This is a genomic window from Sphingopyxis sp. (genome assembly GCF_035998905.1).
Lineage (GTDB): Bacteria > Pseudomonadota > Alphaproteobacteria > Sphingomonadales > Sphingomonadaceae > Sphingopyxis.
In genome coordinates this window covers 353,875-368,772 of record NZ_DASYHG010000015.1, presented here as the reverse complement: position 1 = coordinate 368,772, position 14,898 = coordinate 353,875, and the positions used below count along the sequence as shown (strand labels likewise).

General features: G+C 62.0%; 16 protein-coding genes. 5 read left to right on the top strand and 11 right to left on the bottom strand.

Translation table 11 applies throughout. The features are described 5' to 3' along the window. Window positions 1-32: 32 nt before the first annotated feature. The 3 genes from VGN62_RS07185 to VGN62_RS07175 all read right to left on the bottom strand — a co-directional run bounded on the left by VGN62_RS07185 (window position 33) and on the right by VGN62_RS07175 (window position 1,649). Window positions 33-299 carry a hypothetical protein gene (locus VGN62_RS07185; protein WP_058455288.1) on the bottom strand — a complete coding sequence of 89 codons (267 nt, stop codon included), beginning with the start codon at window positions 297-299 and terminating at the stop codon, window positions 33-35. 65 nt (window positions 300-364) lie between these two features. After that, window positions 365-724 carry a hypothetical protein gene (locus VGN62_RS07180; RefSeq protein WP_327452237.1) on the bottom strand — a complete coding sequence of 120 codons (360 nt, stop codon included), beginning with the start codon at window positions 722-724 and terminating at the stop codon, window positions 365-367. A 103-nt stretch (window positions 725-827) separates the two neighbouring features. Further along, a complete protein-coding gene (locus VGN62_RS07175; RefSeq protein ID WP_276203603.1) occupies window positions 828-1,649 on the bottom strand; it encodes a MauE/DoxX family redox-associated membrane protein in 822 nt (273 codons plus the stop codon). An 80-nt stretch (window positions 1,650-1,729) separates the two neighbouring features. Here VGN62_RS07175 and VGN62_RS07170 point away from each other — a divergent pair, with 80 nt between their 5' ends. Together VGN62_RS07170 and VGN62_RS07165 are read left to right on the top strand one after the other, a co-directional pair. After that, window positions 1,730-2,128 carry a MerR family transcriptional regulator gene (locus VGN62_RS07170; protein WP_039578962.1) on the top strand — a complete coding sequence of 133 codons (399 nt, stop codon included), beginning with the start codon at window positions 1,730-1,732 and terminating at the stop codon, window positions 2,126-2,128. Between the two features lie 646 nt (window positions 2,129-2,774). Then, complete coding sequence (locus tag VGN62_RS07165; RefSeq protein WP_327452230.1) at window positions 2,775-4,889, top strand: TonB-dependent receptor; 2,115 nt, start codon at window positions 2,775-2,777, stop codon at window positions 4,887-4,889. Window positions 4,890-5,196: 307 nt separating this feature from the next. Here VGN62_RS07165 and VGN62_RS07160 read toward each other — a convergent pair whose 3' ends face one another. The 8 genes from VGN62_RS07160 to copC form a co-directional block, all read right to left on the bottom strand. Next, window positions 5,197-6,474 (bottom strand): hypothetical protein, encoded by a 1,278-nt coding sequence (locus tag VGN62_RS07160; protein ID WP_011542709.1) that lies wholly within the window; start codon window positions 6,472-6,474, stop codon window positions 5,197-5,199. Window positions 6,475-6,659: 185 nt separating this feature from the next. Beyond that, window positions 6,660-7,289, bottom strand: coding sequence for a c-type cytochrome (locus VGN62_RS07155; protein ID WP_037553289.1), 630 nt, complete (start codon window positions 7,287-7,289; stop codon window positions 6,660-6,662). 228 nt (window positions 7,290-7,517) lie between these two features. Beyond that, on the bottom strand, window positions 7,518-7,994 hold the full coding sequence (locus VGN62_RS07150) for a YybH family protein (protein WP_011542707.1): 477 nt from the start codon (window positions 7,992-7,994) through the stop codon (window positions 7,518-7,520). Between the two features lie 52 nt (window positions 7,995-8,046). Continuing rightward, on the bottom strand, window positions 8,047-10,368 hold the full coding sequence (locus VGN62_RS07145) for a heavy metal translocating P-type ATPase (protein ID WP_327452222.1): 2,322 nt from the start codon (window positions 10,366-10,368) through the stop codon (window positions 8,047-8,049). A gap of 166 nt (window positions 10,369-10,534) precedes the next feature. Then, window positions 10,535-11,212 carry a class I SAM-dependent methyltransferase gene (locus VGN62_RS07140; protein ID WP_003046415.1) on the bottom strand — a complete coding sequence of 226 codons (678 nt, stop codon included), beginning with the start codon at window positions 11,210-11,212 and terminating at the stop codon, window positions 10,535-10,537. A 137-nt stretch (window positions 11,213-11,349) separates the two neighbouring features. Then, on the bottom strand, window positions 11,350-12,039 hold the full coding sequence (locus VGN62_RS07135) for a helix-turn-helix domain-containing protein (RefSeq protein ID WP_003046411.1): 690 nt from the start codon (window positions 12,037-12,039) through the stop codon (window positions 11,350-11,352). A 32-nt stretch (window positions 12,040-12,071) separates the two neighbouring features. Then, window positions 12,072-13,040: a copper homeostasis membrane protein CopD gene (gene copD / locus VGN62_RS07130; protein WP_003046408.1), complete on the bottom strand. Its 969-nt coding sequence runs from the start codon at window positions 13,038-13,040 to the stop codon at window positions 12,072-12,074. A 6-nt stretch (window positions 13,041-13,046) separates the two neighbouring features. Further along, a complete protein-coding gene (copC, locus tag VGN62_RS07125) occupies window positions 13,047-13,430 on the bottom strand; it encodes a copper homeostasis periplasmic binding protein CopC (protein WP_011542702.1) in 384 nt (127 codons plus the stop codon). Window positions 13,431-13,594: 164 nt separating this feature from the next. Here copC and VGN62_RS07120 point away from each other — a divergent pair, with 164 nt between their 5' ends. From VGN62_RS07120 to VGN62_RS07110, 3 genes are read left to right on the top strand one after another with little or no spacing between them, the layout of a single operon-like run. Next, window positions 13,595-13,840 (top strand): hypothetical protein, encoded by a 246-nt coding sequence (locus VGN62_RS07120; protein ID WP_137870392.1) that lies wholly within the window; start codon window positions 13,595-13,597, stop codon window positions 13,838-13,840. 2 nt (window positions 13,841-13,842) lie between these two features. Beyond that, on the top strand, window positions 13,843-14,280 hold the full coding sequence (locus VGN62_RS07115) for a periplasmic heavy metal sensor (protein WP_003046401.1): 438 nt from the start codon (window positions 13,843-13,845) through the stop codon (window positions 14,278-14,280). Then, window positions 14,277-14,861: an RNA polymerase sigma factor gene (locus VGN62_RS07110; RefSeq protein ID WP_003046398.1), complete on the top strand. Its 585-nt coding sequence runs from the start codon at window positions 14,277-14,279 to the stop codon at window positions 14,859-14,861. Before VGN62_RS07115 ends, VGN62_RS07110 begins: the two co-directional genes overlap by 4 nt. The last annotated feature ends 37 nt before the right edge of the window (window positions 14,862-14,898 follow it).

Below are 14,898 nucleotides of genomic sequence, written 5' to 3'. Positions count from 1 at the left end.
CCCCCGGCACGTCGGCCGGGGGACGGAAGCCGTCAGCCCTTGGAGGGCGACATGCGATGTCCGGGCATGTCGTGCATGCAGCCCGCTGCGTCGGTCTTCATCATGGTGCAGTCGCAGGCCGCCATATTCATTGATGCGTCTTTGACCCACACGCGAACGCGCGGGTTGATATTGGACTTGTTCGGTCCCGGCACCTGGCGGGTCTGCCATTCATAATGACCGCCGCTCGCGTCCTGCGCGGACACGGGAGCGGCAAGGGTTGCGGCCGCGAGCGCGGCAACGACAAAAATCGTCTTCATGGTGAAATTCCTCGGTCGAAAAGCTGGGAGACACGCGCCGGGGAGACCGGCGCGCATCGCGCGTTTCAGCCGCGGAATAGAGGCGGTTCGGGCTCGGGACCGACGATTCGGCCCGTCAAGCGAACGGCAGGCCGCGCGTCTACCGGCGCCGGCCGATAGGCGGCCGCCTCCAGCGAGGCGGGCGCCGCGACCGCCAGCGGCAGCGCGCAGCCCATCTTGGCGATGCAATCGAGGGTCAGGCCCTTGCAGGGTGCGCTATCTTGGGACTTGTCGATTCCCATCATCTCGGCGCATTCGTCGCTCATCGCCGCGGTAGTCGTGGTTGCGGCTGCCGGGATCGCCGGCGCGGAGGCGAACGCGGCTTCCTGTGCCAGGAGGCCGAGGACGGCTCCGACAAGAAGCAGGAAGGTGAGCCAGCGTTTCACGGTAAAAGCATGATCCTTGTCAAACTTGGCGTCAATTCGAAACTGGAGGAAGATCCCGCCGACCTGTTCGCCGGCGGTCCCCTCACGGTTACACCGGGCCCGGTTAATTATGGCCCATCGTCATGGCAGCGGGCGCGAGCAGCATCCACAGCGCCATGGCGATCATCATCAGATTCTCGGTCAGCGATATGAAGCCCAGCGGCACATTGCTGTCGCCGCCGACGCAGGCGCATTTAAGTTCGCGCTTGTCGATATAGACCGCCTTGAAGACAGAGACGGCGCCGATGCTCCCTATGAAGAGCGCGACCGGGATCGAAATCCAGCTCAGCGCGCCGGAAATCATCAGGATGCCCGCGAGCGCCTCGGCGAACGGATAGATGGTGGCGTAGGGCACCCACCGCTTGGCGAGCAGGTCATAGTTCAGGAACATGCTCGAGAAGCTCTCGATGTCGCGGAGCTTGAGGAAGGCAAGCAACGCCATGCTGAACCCGATAAACCATTCGGCGGCACGGATTGTGAAGGGCGTGCCCGACACCGCTTGGCTGGCGGCCAGCGCCATCAGCGCGGTGATAGAGAAGAGCGCGATGACGGGCTTATAGGTAAGCGCCTTAGGATCGCGGACTTTCAGACCGAGATGGCGCCTCAGATCGTCAAGACCGCCGATCCGCTCGCCTTCGATGAAGGTCTGCGGCGTCGTCGCGACGCCATGTTTCGCCTTGAATGCGTCGGTTTCCTCGCGGGTCGTCAGCCAGACATCCTCGACGTCATAGCCGCGGCTGCGCAACAGATGCAGCGCCTTCAGGCCATAGGGGCAGATATGCTGCTCCATCACCATGCGATAGATGGTCGCCCGCGGCTTGCCCGAAACCGCCGCACCAGTGTGCGCTGGCGCGCTTTCGTTCGCGCGCTGAACCTGCATATTCATCGATTCGCCTTTCTTGATTCCCGATCGCTTCCCGCTATATAGGCTCCGTACCATAGTACGGAGTCAAGGCCTTGCGTGACATGACCATCGGCCAGCTTGCCCGGCAGGGCGGCGTCAATGTCGAGACGATCCGCTATTACCAACGCCGCGGCCTGTTGCCCGTTCCGCCTCAGTCGGCCAGCGCCCCGTCGGAAGGCCGAGTCCGGCGTTACGACGAGGCGGTTCTGCGCCGTCTGCGCTTCATCAAATCGGCACAGGCAGCGGGATTTACGCTCACCGAGATCGCCGAACTGCTCGAACTCGACGCGTCGAGCGATCGCGCGCGAGCGCGCGAACTGGCCGACGCGCGCATCGCGGCGATCGAAAAGACGATCGCCGAACTCGATGTGGCGCGGCGCGCGCTCATGGGCCTGTCGCGCCAATGCGCTGCCGCCGACACGCTCCACTGCCCGATCATAGCGGCGTTCGAGCAGATCTAGCCCGACTGGTCTTGGGGGCGGATGGTGCTGACGGCCCGTCTCACCTCCCTCAAACTGGTGTCAATCGGTCGCAAATGGTTCCAGCATCCCGGCTACAAGCGATGGGATGGTAACTCCGGCTGCGACATCGAGCTGAAGGCTAGCGCGGATCGCAGCCGCAGTGTCTCGCCGCTGCCGCGTCCGGAGTTGCGACGGCCGTCCGAAGTGCCTGGGTCAGGCGCCATCGAATCTCCGCGGCTAGGACCGGCATCAGAGCGAACAAATAGGCTTCCACGGGGAAGACCTGACCATAGGGTCAAGCGAGCGATTGCGTCACGTGCACGGCGCCGACCAAGGCTCCGACGAGGGGCAGAAGCGAAAAGCGCCGCTTCTGGATGAAGGTAGGAGCCTTTGGGCGTTCCGGATCAACTTCATCCTGGCGATCTGAACAAATCGGGGAGCCCAATTCCGATGGTTTTACGTCGCCCGAACCATTTTTGAGGGATGAGTCGTTCTGGTGCGTAATCAATGTCAGTAGGGGATGTTGGGTGCTTGAACCCGGAAGCCGTAAGCAGCGGTTTCCGGGCATGCATGTTTTTGTCCTCGACTTCCCCGAAACTCATTTGGGCTGCGCGAAAGGGCAGTTCTTCGAAACAGGGGAAGCATAATGAACAAATTATACTGTTATTCGTCGACGAAGCGCGCAATGCAGCGAAGCTCGATGGCGGCGATTGCGGTGGCGGTCGCGTTTCCCGCGCAGGCTCAGGAAGCCCAGTCGGACGGCCTCGCCGAGATCATCGTAACGGCGGAGAAGCGCGAGGAAAATCTGCAGTCCGTTCCCGTCTCGGTGACAGCGATGACCGGCGAGGCGCTTACGGCAACGGGCATATCAAACGTCGAAGACCTCCAATTTTTTGTGCCGGGCGTGTCGATCACCAACGATTCCATGGCGATCATCAATATTCGTGGAATTGGCACCTCGGCGTTCGGCGTTGCGACCGACCCCAGCACGACAGTCCATTATGACGGCGTCTACATCTCGCGCCCGACCACAAGCTATCAGGATTTGTTCGACGTCGAACGCATCGAGGTGCTGCGCGGACCGCAAGGCGTTCTCTTCGGTCGCAACTCCGCCGGCGGCACACTCAACATCATTTCCAAAATGCCTACGGAGGATTTGACTGGCGCGCTGGGACTCACCGTCGGAAATTACGAGAAGCGCTCGCTGAGCGGCACGATTTCTGGACCGCTTGGAGCGGGCGTCCGAGGCCGCCTCACCTTGCTTGCCAACCAGCGCGACGGCATCTACCGCGACGTCGTCTCGGGACGGCGATACCAAAACGAAGATAATCTCGCTGGACGACTGACGCTTGCGATTGACGCGAGCGACCGTCTTGAGATCGTGTTGCGGGCGGATGCCAGCCGTGATCGCGAGACCGGCGCGCGGTCTGTTCGGCCCTTTTATCCGCAAGGCTTCGTCGATGCGGGGGCGACGATCCCGGCCAATGACAAAGAGGCCGCACTCGACCGCCTGCCGCGTTACGATGTCGATGCCTGGGGCGTGTCCTCGACCATGAACTGGGACGGCGGCCCGGTCACGCTCCGCTCGATTACGGCGCTGCGCAAGAGCAAGGTCGTCCAGGCGCTCGACGTTGACTCGACTGACCTCTTCCTCCGCGATATCGAATTTTACGAACGTTCCCGCAGTTTCACGCAAGAGTTCCAACTTCTCAACAACGATGCGGACAAGCTGCGCTGGATCGTCGGAGCATTCTATCTGAATGAAAAGGGCAACGACGAAATACGGATCATCGAACCGGGTCGTCGGCTCGCGATCCCGGAAAACAATACGACGAATGCATTCGCGCTCTTCGGACAAGCAAGCTACGAACTCATCGACCGCCTGCGATTGACCGGAGGGCTTCGATACTCATACGAAAAAAAGGATTTCGGATATCGTGTCCTGCTGAACGGAAATCAGGTCGATGCCGGTCAGCCCAAATCATCCTGGACCGCCTGGACTCCGAAAATTGGGATCGATTACGACCTTGCCGATGACGTCATGGCTTATGCGTCGGCAACCCGCGGGTTCAAATCGGGTGGATTCCAGCTGGGAGACGGGCGGCCTTTCCTCCCGGAGTATGTCTGGAGCTACGAAGTCGGCTTGAAGTCGACGCTCCTCGATCGCCGGCTTCGAGCTAATTTTTCGGCCTTCTATTATGATTACACCAATCTTCAGGTGGTCGAGTATAATAATGGCGTTGCCAGTACCACCAACGCCGGCAAGGCGACGATCAAGGGCGTTGAAGCGGAACTGATGGCACGGCCGTTCGATCGCCTGACGCTTACATCCACGATCGCTTATCTCGATGCGCGCTACGATGTCTATTTTGACGACGTCGGCGCAAGCCTCAAGGGCAAGCGGCTGCCGAACGCGCCGAAGTGGAACATCACTCTCGGCGGAGAATATAAGGCCTCCCTGGGCGGCGGAATGCTGACATTACGGACCGATATCTCCTGGCGCGACAGCATCTTTTTCAAGCCCAGCAACAATCCGCTTTTTTCCGGAAACGCCACGACCCTTATAAATGGGCGTGTCGCATGGCAGCCGGCGAGCGAAGCGTGGGAAATTGCGCTTTATGGCCGAAATCTCACCAACGAGCGCTATGTGAGCTATAGTACGATCGGGACGGACACGACGGGTGTCTCGAACCCTACTCTTCCGCTCTACATCTACGGCGAGCCGCGCCAGTACGGATTGCAGCTGCGCTACTTTTTCTGAGGTTCCTCGTCCTGCGAGGTCCCCCGGCGACTCCCCTACGGTCGTCGGTCCCCCTGGGCGCTTGCGCCCGGGGGGAATACTTCCTCTGAACGCAGGACATGATATGTCCCTGTTCTCACCGGCGCCGTTACTTGAACGGCCCTGCTGATGGCACGATGAGCCGGACAGTAAGATGGCACGAACAGATACGGGCTAGTCCCATCCTGAACGTCGGTAGCGCGCGCGATTTCGATGCCCGGCTTTCCCTGTGACGCCGCGAGGATGCAAAGACCAACTGCTTTCGGAGGCCTACGCGTCGTCGGCTGCCTCACGGCAATGGATGGGAGATCGCCTTGATCGCCTTCAGGCCCGTACCGAAGCGGGCAATGGCGACCCTGTTCTGTTCGAGCTCGGCGTAGGGCAGGTAGGAAATGTCGAGATCACCGATCCGGCTGAAAGCCGGGCGTCGGAGCTGAGCGCGGACATCGGCTTCTCGCGCATCGGGTGCAACCAGGAAAAGTGGCGTCGACAAATGAAGATTCTCGCTGCTCAGCGCGAGATCAAGCATGCGGACAATTCCGGAATAAATGGATGTCGAATGCTCGACTTCGAATGCCGCCGCGACCGTAGCCGTCGATTGCTCGAGCCATAAGATGTCGATCAGTCTTATGGCATCGCTTCCTTGAGCGGTTGCGATGGCATGCGGCAAGCTATCGAGGCATCGAGACCCGAGCGGTACACCCTCATGAAGGCGCCCCCGGTCATTTGCCGCTACCCAGACGTCATATCCAAGTGCAAGGCCGAGGTCCCGAAGCCAGGATTGGACTTCGCTATGCGTCCGGTCGCTCTCTTTCTGATTTGCAAGCCCCTTATCGAACTTGTCGGACTGTGAGCGCGTTTCATTCAGCAAGGCCATCCAATCGCGAGCATTTTCGCTCGAACCGCTGAGCGGTGGGGCTGGAAACCGTCCCGATCCGATATCGAACAGCAGCCCTCCTATCGCGCCCAAATCGTTGGAGAGAAGATCCCGGTAGCAATCGTTGAGATCCAGAATGCCCGCGCGCATCGCGAGAAAATGCTCCCAGCTGCCAAGCTTCACATTCGCACCCGTCAGCGCGTTGTAGCCCTTTACGATTGCCGTATTGAACGGAGGCACAAGGGTGGGATGCAGAAAATAGAGAATGTTGGCTACCGCAGGACCCAACCCCTTGATCTTCTGTCTGTCGATTGCGAGGATCCCGGCGACGACCTCCTCGGCGGTATCGCAACAGGAGCAATGGTGAAGAAGTCTGCCAAAAGCTCGTTGATTGTCGGCGTTCTCGTAGATGTCCGGGATTCGGAGTTTGGGCTTCCACAAGAAAGCATGATCCGCACCTTTGAAAATCTGTCGTTGCTCGGCGATTGAATGAACAATGATCTCCAATGACGAGCCCCGATATGCCGCTCCGAAGGTGCCGGCCTCAATTTCGGCGACGACCTGCGAGATTCCTCTTCTGATCGACCGAAAATTCTTCAGTCGTTCCTCCCACAGGAACCAGCTTTGATAGGTCGAGCCGGAATCGCCGCGCCAGCGCTCGATCAGTTCGCGAACAAGATCGCGCTTCATGTTTATAGCCCCCGCTTGATCCATTCCGAATTGCTGTTTTCCACCTGCGGCTTGCCGGCCAAGACAGTTCGCTCGATCCGGCCCTTAGCGAAAGGCGAAACCTTCCGTCCCACCGGCAAGGTGGGCGGGAATGGAAGGTCGAAACGAGCCCGTTCACGCCCGGCGCTGCATAATTGTCGACGACCTCAGTGCCCTGCGTGTTCGCCCGCTCCGCTTGGTTTCTGACTCGCGCCTTCCGCCTCTGTCATGCCCTTCATCATCGCGTCATGGTCCATTGGCGCATTCTGCGTAATAGCCTGATATTGTGCCGGCGACAGGCCAGGGAGTTTTCGGACAAACGCGACCATATCCCAGATGAGACGATCATCATGCGTTTTCCCCCAGGCCGGCATGGCGGTCATCTTGATGCCATGCTTGATGATCCAGAATTGCTCCGCAGCCGAACGTTCCGAACCTTTGAACAAGACGGGCGCTTGCGGATACAGCCCTTGACTCATTTCGGTCTTTTCCATCCCGGGCGCGAGATGGCAGCCGCTGCACATCTCGGTATAGAGACCTGCGCCCGACGCGATCCGCGCCGGAGCCGCCAAATCTGCCGGCACCGCGATCGATCCGGATCGCGCTGCGATGGACTTCTCCCTGAATGTTTCGATGACGCTGTAAGTCAGCCGGTTATGGGGGGCATCGGCCGCTATATTATATAGGCCGAGATAGACGGTGATCGCACCCGCGCCCGCTATCAGGGCAACCGCCAGCAGCGTGAACGTCACGCTCGGCATATGCTTTCGGAAATCGAAAGTTCGAAATCGCTCCATTATCTATCTCCCGCATAACAGGCCTTGAGCTTTGCAGCCGAACGCAATGCGGCGGCTGTGCAACAGATGATACGCACCCCAACAGCTTTGCCCTTGTCACAGACGAGGCAGGCGTTTCCGTACTTGCCGCGACGAGCCATTTCAGGGTGCCCACACCCGCTCGGGCTCATGCGTCCTGCTAGGTGTGGGTTCGGAGAGATCGTGAGGACTAGCCCCTTTTTTGCCCGCTCAGATGCCACCCGCCGGCCGCACCTTCGGCTTGCGTGAGGAGCTGTGGAGATTGAAGATCTGCCACTTTCCGTTGTCCTGTTTGAGGACACTCGTAGCGACGCCATCCCGTTCGATGGTCTCGCCGCTCGCGAGCACAATCGAGAAGCTGTAGGTCTCGGTTGCGATCGCGATATTTCCTTCGCCGCGAACCGAAATCTTGTAATTGCGGAAGGTGAAGGATTTGAATTCCTTGAGTTCGGGACCCATGTGATGGTCGCGATAGTGGGCGAAGTTCCCTTCAACGCCGCCGGACTCGAATATCTGGGCGTCTGGCGAAAAGAGGGCCTCGACGCCGGTCAGGTCCAGTTTCTCCATCGCCGATTTATACTGCGCGAGCGCTGCCGCCGCGCCCTGATAATCCGCAGGCTCGGTCGCCTGAGCCGGGACGGCCACCAGCATGGCCAATGCGATTGCTGTAATCGTCAGTCGTCTCATATCATTTCCCCTTGTTGTGCCGACACTTCACGAGTGCCTCCGGTGGTTTCGATCAGATTCTGGCAAAGCGCAGCCGCAAAGAATTGGCGATGACGCTGACGGACGAGAGTGCCATTGCAGCGGCGGCAATGACCGGCGAGAGCAATAGTCCGAAAATCGGATAGAGCACGCCCGCAGCGACGGGAATCCCGGCGACATTATAGGCGAAAGCGAAGAAGAGATTCTGACGGATGTTCGCCATCGTCGCATGGCTGAGATGCCGCGCCCGCACGATGCCCAGAAGGTCGCCGCGCAGTAGCGTCACACCCGCGCTTTCGATGGCGACATCGGTTCCCGAACCCATCGCGATGCCGACGTCGGCGGCGGCGAGCGCGGGGGCGTCGTTTACCCCGTCGCCGGCCATGGCGACGATCCGGCCCTCTTCGCGCAGCCGCTGCACGACCGCACTCTTCTGGTCGGGGAGGACATCGGCCTCGACGTCGTCGATGCCGAGGCGCCGCGCGATCGCCTCGGCGGTGACGCGATTGTCGCCGGTTAGCATGATGACCTTGATTCCGGCTTCGCGCAGCGCCGCGAGTGCGTCGCCCGTCGTCTCCTTGACCGGATCGGCGATGGCGATGACGCCGGCCGCCTTGCCGCTGACCGCGATGTAGATCGCCGTTGCACCGTCTGTACGAAGCCGGTCAGCCGCCTCGGCGAGTGCGCCCAGATCGACGTCATATTCTTCGAGAAAGTTCGCATTGCCGAGGACGATCGCCTTGTCGTCGACGACCCCGACGATGCCCTTGCCGACCGGCTGGTCGACTCCCGATGGCTCGACGAGCGCGAGGGCGCGGTCTTCCGCCGCTTTGACGATTGCGGCGGCCAATGGATGTTCGCTGCTGCGCTCAAGGCTCGCGGCAATCCGGAGGAGGTCGTTTTCCTCGAACCCTTCGGCGACTTCGATGGCGACGACCGAGGGTCTGCCTTCTGTCAGCGTCCCGGTCTTATCGACGACGAGCGTGTCGACCTTCTCCATCCGCTCAAGCGCCTCGGCATTTTTGATCAGCACGCCAACTTCGGCGCCGCGCCCCACGCCGACCATGATGGACATTGGCGTCGCGAGGCCGAGCGCGCAGGGACAGGCGATGATGAGCACCGAGACGGCGGCGATAAGGCCATAGGCCATGGCGGGCACGGGGCCCAGAAGCGACCAGACAACGAAAGCGGCAATGGCGACGACGATGACGCCGGGCACGAACCAGCCCGAAACGGCATCGGCGAGACGCTGGATCGGCGCGCGGCTGCGCTGCGCATCGGCGACCATCTGTACGATTCGCGCGAGCATCGTGTCGCGCCCGACCTTCTCGCTGCGCATGAGCAGGCCGCCCGTTTGATTGATCGTTCCGCCGACCAGCGCCGCCCCGGCCGCCTTGGTCACCGGCATCGATTCGCCCGTGACCATCGATTCGTCGACCGTGCCGCGGCCTTCTACGACGATGCCATCGACGGGGACTTTTTCGCCCGGACGGATGCGTAGCATGTCACCGACCGCGACGTCCTCGAGCGCGACCTCCTCGTCGCTTCCATCGCTGCGGACGCGCCGGGCGAGCTTCGGTGTGAGGTCAAGGAGCGCGCGGATCGCGCCGCTCGTCGTTTCGCGGGCCCTGAGTTCGAGCACCTGCCCGAGTAGCACCAGCACCGTGATGACCGCCGCCGCCTCGAAATAGATCGCGACCGAGCCATCATCGGCGCGGAACGCAGCCGGAAAGATTTGGGGGACGATCGCCGCGATCATGCTGTAGCCCCACGCGACCCCGGTCCCCATCGCGATGAGGGTGAACATGTTGAGGCTTTTGTTGCGGATTGAGAGCCACGCGCGCTCGAAGAAGGGCCAGCCCGCCCATAGAACGACGGGAGTCGCGAGCAACATCTGGGTCCAGTTGTTCGTCTGGCGACCGACAAATTGATGAAGGCCTGTCAGATGGCCGCCCATTTCGAGCGCAACCACCGGGAGTGCGAGAAGGAGCCCGATCCAGAAGCGCCGCCGCATATCGCGATATTCTTCGCTGGGGCCGCCCGATGCTGTCGGCATGACGGGCTCGAGTGCCATGCCGCAGATCGGGCAGCTTCCGGGGCCGGCGCGCTGGATCTCGGGATGCATCGGGCAGGTCCAGATGGCGCCTTCGGGTGCATCGGCTGCGGCCGGCTCGCGTTTTGCGGCATAAAGATCGGGATCGGCCTCGAATTTGGCGAGGCAGCCTGCGCTGCAGAAATAGTGATGCTTGCCGCTATGCGTCGCGATATGAGGTGTGGTGGCCGGATCGACCATCATGCCGCAGACCGGATCAGTCGTGCTCCCGCTGCCTTTTTCTGCGCCCTGATGATCGTGCATCGCCGCCGCTCCCGTATGTGTCGGATGCCCGCCTCGCGGCGGGGCGGTCCAAACGCCACCGGTCGAGTTCGCCGTTGGCGTCGTTCCTGGCGGTTCCAGAATGGAGCCGCTTCTATCGATACGCAAGAAGAGCGGTTATCCCTTGGATTTTCTTTGCCCCGTGCCGTCAGGTCCCGGGCTTTCGGGCCTCGATGATCCCGATCGCACCGGTTGGCGTGCGGAACGTCTCAAGCTCGCGAACATCGCAAAAGCCTGCCTCTCTCATCAGCACCGGGAGCAATCCATCGGCGTTGGGCTGGGTGTCCTGGACGCCGTCGAGCTGCTGGATCGTGAGGCGGAACAACAACCGCATGAGGCGGCTGCGCTGTTCCCCATAGTCGGCAACATAGAGTTTGCCGCCCGGCGCGAGCACCTGCCGGGCCTCGCGTAGCAGACGTGCCTTTTCCTCAAGCCCGACCTGATGAAGGACGAGGCAGATCGCAATCTTGGCAGGCGGGGGCCAGTCATCGATCGCCGAAGCCGCGAAAAAGCCAACTCGAAACTCCGGCGGTGGAACAATCTGCGCGGTCTTCGTTCGGGCAATTCGCGTCGCTGCCTCGTCGGGGTCGAAACCAAGATAGCGGACGTCCCGGCTATGGCGAGCGATCGCCAGCGCAAGATTTCCCGTACCCGAGCCGATATCGAGAATGACGTCACCCTCGCCGAGCGCCATATGGCGAACGAGACGGTCGCGCCACACGCGCTCGCGCGTTGTCACCGCGACGCCGAAATCATAAAAGGGCGTCAGGAAGTGATATCCTGCCGCTGGCGTGTAGGATCTTGCTACGGGTTTCGGGTCGGGCATGGCCGTCTCCTTTCGACGCTTTGGCTTGCCGCCGGATTGCGGCCGCAATCGCCGGTCTCGACGAGACGCTTAAGGGCAAACAGGCGCGGCAGTCTTGAATGTTTCGCCGGGGCGACGCGGTGCGAGGCGCATCCGGCTCAGGGCACGATTTCGAACGCGAAGGCACTAAGGCCGGCCGAAGGCGTCACGCCTAGCCATTGAGCGCAGCGGCGCGTGAAGTGCGATTGATCGGCGAAGCCTCCCGCCGCCGCGGCGTCGGCAAGACCTCCGCCGCCGACCAGCGTCCGCACGGCGCGTTGAAGCTGGAGCCATTGCAGCAATTTGGCCGGAGGCACGCCGAAGTCGCGGCTGACGATTTCGCGGAGGCGCGAGGGCGAAAGGCAGGCGACGTCGGCCAAGGCGCGCGCGGTCGACAAATCGTCAGGGGCCGCGAGCACTTCGGACAGGCGGGCATCCACCGGACGCGCCTGCGAGCGGTCGAGATAGTCGGACGCCCAGCGCTTCGCGTCCGCGCCGCTTGCGATGTCACCTAGCCCGGCTGTCTCTATCGGCGTCAACAGGACAGGCGCCGATCCGGCGGACAGCCGGGTGCCGGCACGAAAAAGCGGGTCGAGATAAAATGACCGCACGAGGGCGCCCGGCGGCCCGAGGCGGTGCCGGACATGCGACGCTATCGCAATGGCGTGTCCGGCGGGAACTATCAGGTCGGCATCACCGGAAATTTCGAGGTCGCGTTCGATGGCGAGGCTGATCTGGTGCGCCACATGGTTATGGGGACGGCTGCTCCCGATGCGCGCGTCAATGAGCGCCCAGCCGGTCCCGAGCATGATCGAACCCGACCAAGAGGCGGTGCTTGGGGTCAAACCGGATCGGCGGTGACGAAGGGTTCGAGCGTACCGAACCAGGCAACCAGCGCGAGTATGGCGAGCGCGGCCGACGCTTCGATGATGAGGCTTCTGCGCATGGCTGCAATCGCGAGGTCGGGGTCGGCGTCGACATTGTCGGTATCGGTCCCCGGGACGGCGGCCGCGAGCGCCGGGGTCAGCCGCCAGCGGTTCGCCGCCGCGAGCGCCAGCATCAGTCCGAACAGCGCAAGCTTGGCGAGAAGCAATTGTCCATAGGGCGAGCCGAGGGAACGGCCGAGATTCTCGGCGCCGACGATCATCTGGCTGTTGACGAGGCCGGTGGCGGCGATGACGAGGACGCAGATCGTACCGACGCGCGAGAATTGATCGAGGCTCCGCGCCGCAATTTGGAGTCCGCCCGGCCATTCGCGGACACGACGTGGTGAGATCAGGATCAGGAAGGCGCCGATCGCGCCGATCCAGACCGCCGCTGCAATCAGGTGCAAGATGTCGCTGATCCGGTGCACGGTGCCTGCGGCGCCTTCGGTCGCGCCGGCGTGGCCGGACCAGACCAGACTCGCGACGGCCACCGAGCCCGCGGCCGCGAGTACGGCGGCCGAAGTTGTCGGCCAGCGGACCATCCAGATCGCGACTCCCAGCGCGAGCAGCAGCGCTGCGCTCCGGTAGACCCAGGCTGTGCCGACCTCGGTCTCGCGAACAAGGTCCCAAAAAGGCTGGAGTTCCAGGGAGAGGAGCCCCACACCCTGCATCGAAGCCGCGAGCACGCCCATCCCCAAGATGGAGAGAAGCAGTCCGGCGGCGCAGAGCCATCGCTCTGCGCGCCAGATCGAGGCCATCATCGACTGCGGCGCAAGGCGTTCGCTCCGTGTCAGCGCAAAAAGCGGGAACGCAGCAAGGCCGGCGATGAGCATCAGGTCCGCATAAAGTGCGAACCTGATGCCGATCAGAACGGGGTCCCCCACCGTCTTTTACTTTACGGTGAAGCTGAATTCGCTGCCCATGCGGTGGGTATCAGCGCCCGCCGCCGACCATGTGACCTTGTAGGTTCCGGCTGTCAGCGGCCGCTTGAGCATCAGCATCGCCGACTTGCCCTCTTTGCCCATCATCGACGAGTAAGGCACCTTCATCGGGGCATGATTGGCCATGCCGGGCATGCCGGTCATGACCAGCTCGGTCTTGAGGGTCGAGGCGACGATCTTTTCGTTGAACTGAAGATTGACCGACGTGACCTTCGAAACGGTCGAATTGGCGGCGGGCGTCGAGCTGACGAGCTTGGTGTGCGCGCTTGCCGTGGCCGGCATGAGAAGCAGAGCGAAAGCCGCCGCTGCAGAGGGGAGAAGAGACTTGAACATGAACACCTCCAAATGCGTGTCTGTCCTGCTAATACGCAGGATATCGGCATGGCCCTCAAATATTCCGGAATAATATTCTGGTGTGAGGGGTGAGGCGCTTCGGCGCGTATGTACAATGATGGAAAGGTTTGAAGAGACGATCGATGGATAAGGAGCTTCGCATTTTGAACAGGATCGATCTGCCCGCAGCGCTCGATGCGCTCGATGATCGCATCATGGGCGCATTGGCGATCCGCCGGCGCGAAGCGGTAGCGATGCGCCGCCTGATGGCGCTCGCGGCCTTTGTCTCGCTCGGCGGCGGTGTCTTTGCGGGGAGTGCGATTTCCCAGCCGGCGGTCGCGGCAAGCCCCCTGACCCCATTCGGCCCGCCTAGCGCATTGGTGCCTTCCACCTTGCTGGATGTACAGTAGCGATGCCGTCGCGCCGTCTTCTTCTCTTGGGGCTCATTGCCTTCGCCGCGGCGATTGCCGGCGTGTTCATCGGCCGTCTGGTAGCCGATGCGCCCAAAGCCAGCGAAACCGAACTTCATGCGCTTCTCCACGGCCAACTCGACCTGACCCCGGAGCAGGAAAAGAAACTCGAGCGGATCGAAGCCGACTTCGCCGGTCGCCGCCAGGCGCTCGAACTCGAGATGCGCGCCGCCAATGTCCGGCTCGCGCAGGCGATCGAAGCCGAGCATGGCTATGGACCGCGCGTCACCGAGGCGATCGACGAGACGCATGAGGTGATGGGGACATTGCAGAAGGAAACGCTCCAGCATCTCTTCGCGATGCGCGGGGTTCTCAACCCCGATCAAGCGGAAATGTTCGACAAAAGCGTGGTCAAGGCGCTGACCGCCGATGCGCGGTGAGCGCCGACCTATCGCAATGTAGCGACCAGGATCTGGCGGCCTTTGCGCGCGCGCACCGCGAAGACGCCTATCGCGAGTTGCTGCGCCGTTACAAAACGGGCGTCTACCGGCTCATCGTAAAGCAGATCGGCGATGCCGACGAGGCGATGGATTTGACGCAGGAGACGTTCGTCTCCGGCTTTTCGGCGCTCGATCGCTATGATGGCGAACGCCCCTTCCGCACATGGATCGCCCGTATCGCGCTCAACAAATGTCGCGACTGGGCACGACGGCGAAAGGTGCGCGCCTTTTTCTCCCGCGCGCTCCCGCTCGAAAATGCGCATCACGTAGCAAGCGATGGTCCTGGGCCCGATTCCGCGGCGACCGACAGGCGAGAGCTCGCCAGGGTTCGCGGGGCGATCGATCAGCTGCCGCAGAATTTGCGCGAAGTGTTGCTCCTCCGCGGTGTCGACGAGGTCAGCCAGGCCGAAACAGCGGTCATTTTGCGGGTCAGCGAGAAAACAGTCGAAACGCGCCTCTATCGAGCGCGGACCAGGCTCCGGGAATTGCTCGCGGGAACATCTGCGAGCGCCGAGGGTTGAGGGTTCGACCGCTCGTTCAGGCGGCATCTCCTCATCG

Excerpts from the sequence above, each read along its gene's own strand:
- VGN62_RS07140 (WP_003046415.1), bottom strand. The coding sequence starts at position 11,212 with ATGCCCGACCCGAAACCCGTAGCAAGATCCTACACGCCAGCGGCAGGA.
- VGN62_RS07115 (WP_003046401.1), top strand. The coding sequence starts at position 13,843 with ATGCCGTCGCGCCGTCTTCTTCTCTTGGGGCTCATTGCCTTCGCCGCG.
- copC (WP_011542702.1), bottom strand. The coding sequence starts at position 13,430 with ATGTTCAAGTCTCTTCTCCCCTCTGCAGCGGCGGCTTTCGCTCTGCTT.
- VGN62_RS07145 (WP_327452222.1), bottom strand. The coding sequence starts at position 10,368 with ATGCACGATCATCAGGGCGCAGAAAAAGGCAGCGGGAGCACGACTGAT.
- VGN62_RS07150 (WP_011542707.1), bottom strand. The coding sequence starts at position 7,994 with ATGAGACGACTGACGATTACAGCAATCGCATTGGCCATGCTGGTGGCC.
- VGN62_RS07175 (WP_276203603.1), bottom strand. The coding sequence starts at position 1,649 with ATGAATATGCAGGTTCAGCGCGCGAACGAAAGCGCGCCAGCGCACACT.
- VGN62_RS07135 (WP_003046411.1), bottom strand. The coding sequence starts at position 12,039 with ATGCTCGGGACCGGCTGGGCGCTCATTGACGCGCGCATCGGGAGCAGC.
- VGN62_RS07185 (WP_058455288.1), bottom strand. The coding sequence starts at position 299 with ATGAAGACGATTTTTGTCGTTGCCGCGCTCGCGGCCGCAACCCTTGCC.
- VGN62_RS07160 (WP_011542709.1), bottom strand. The coding sequence starts at position 6,474 with ATGAAGCGCGATCTTGTTCGCGAACTGATCGAGCGCTGGCGCGGCGAT.
- VGN62_RS07155 (WP_037553289.1), bottom strand. The coding sequence starts at position 7,289 with ATGGAGCGATTTCGAACTTTCGATTTCCGAAAGCATATGCCGAGCGTG.
- VGN62_RS07170 (WP_039578962.1), top strand. The coding sequence starts at position 1,730 with ATGACCATCGGCCAGCTTGCCCGGCAGGGCGGCGTCAATGTCGAGACG.
- VGN62_RS07165 (WP_327452230.1), top strand. The coding sequence starts at position 2,775 with ATGAACAAATTATACTGTTATTCGTCGACGAAGCGCGCAATGCAGCGA.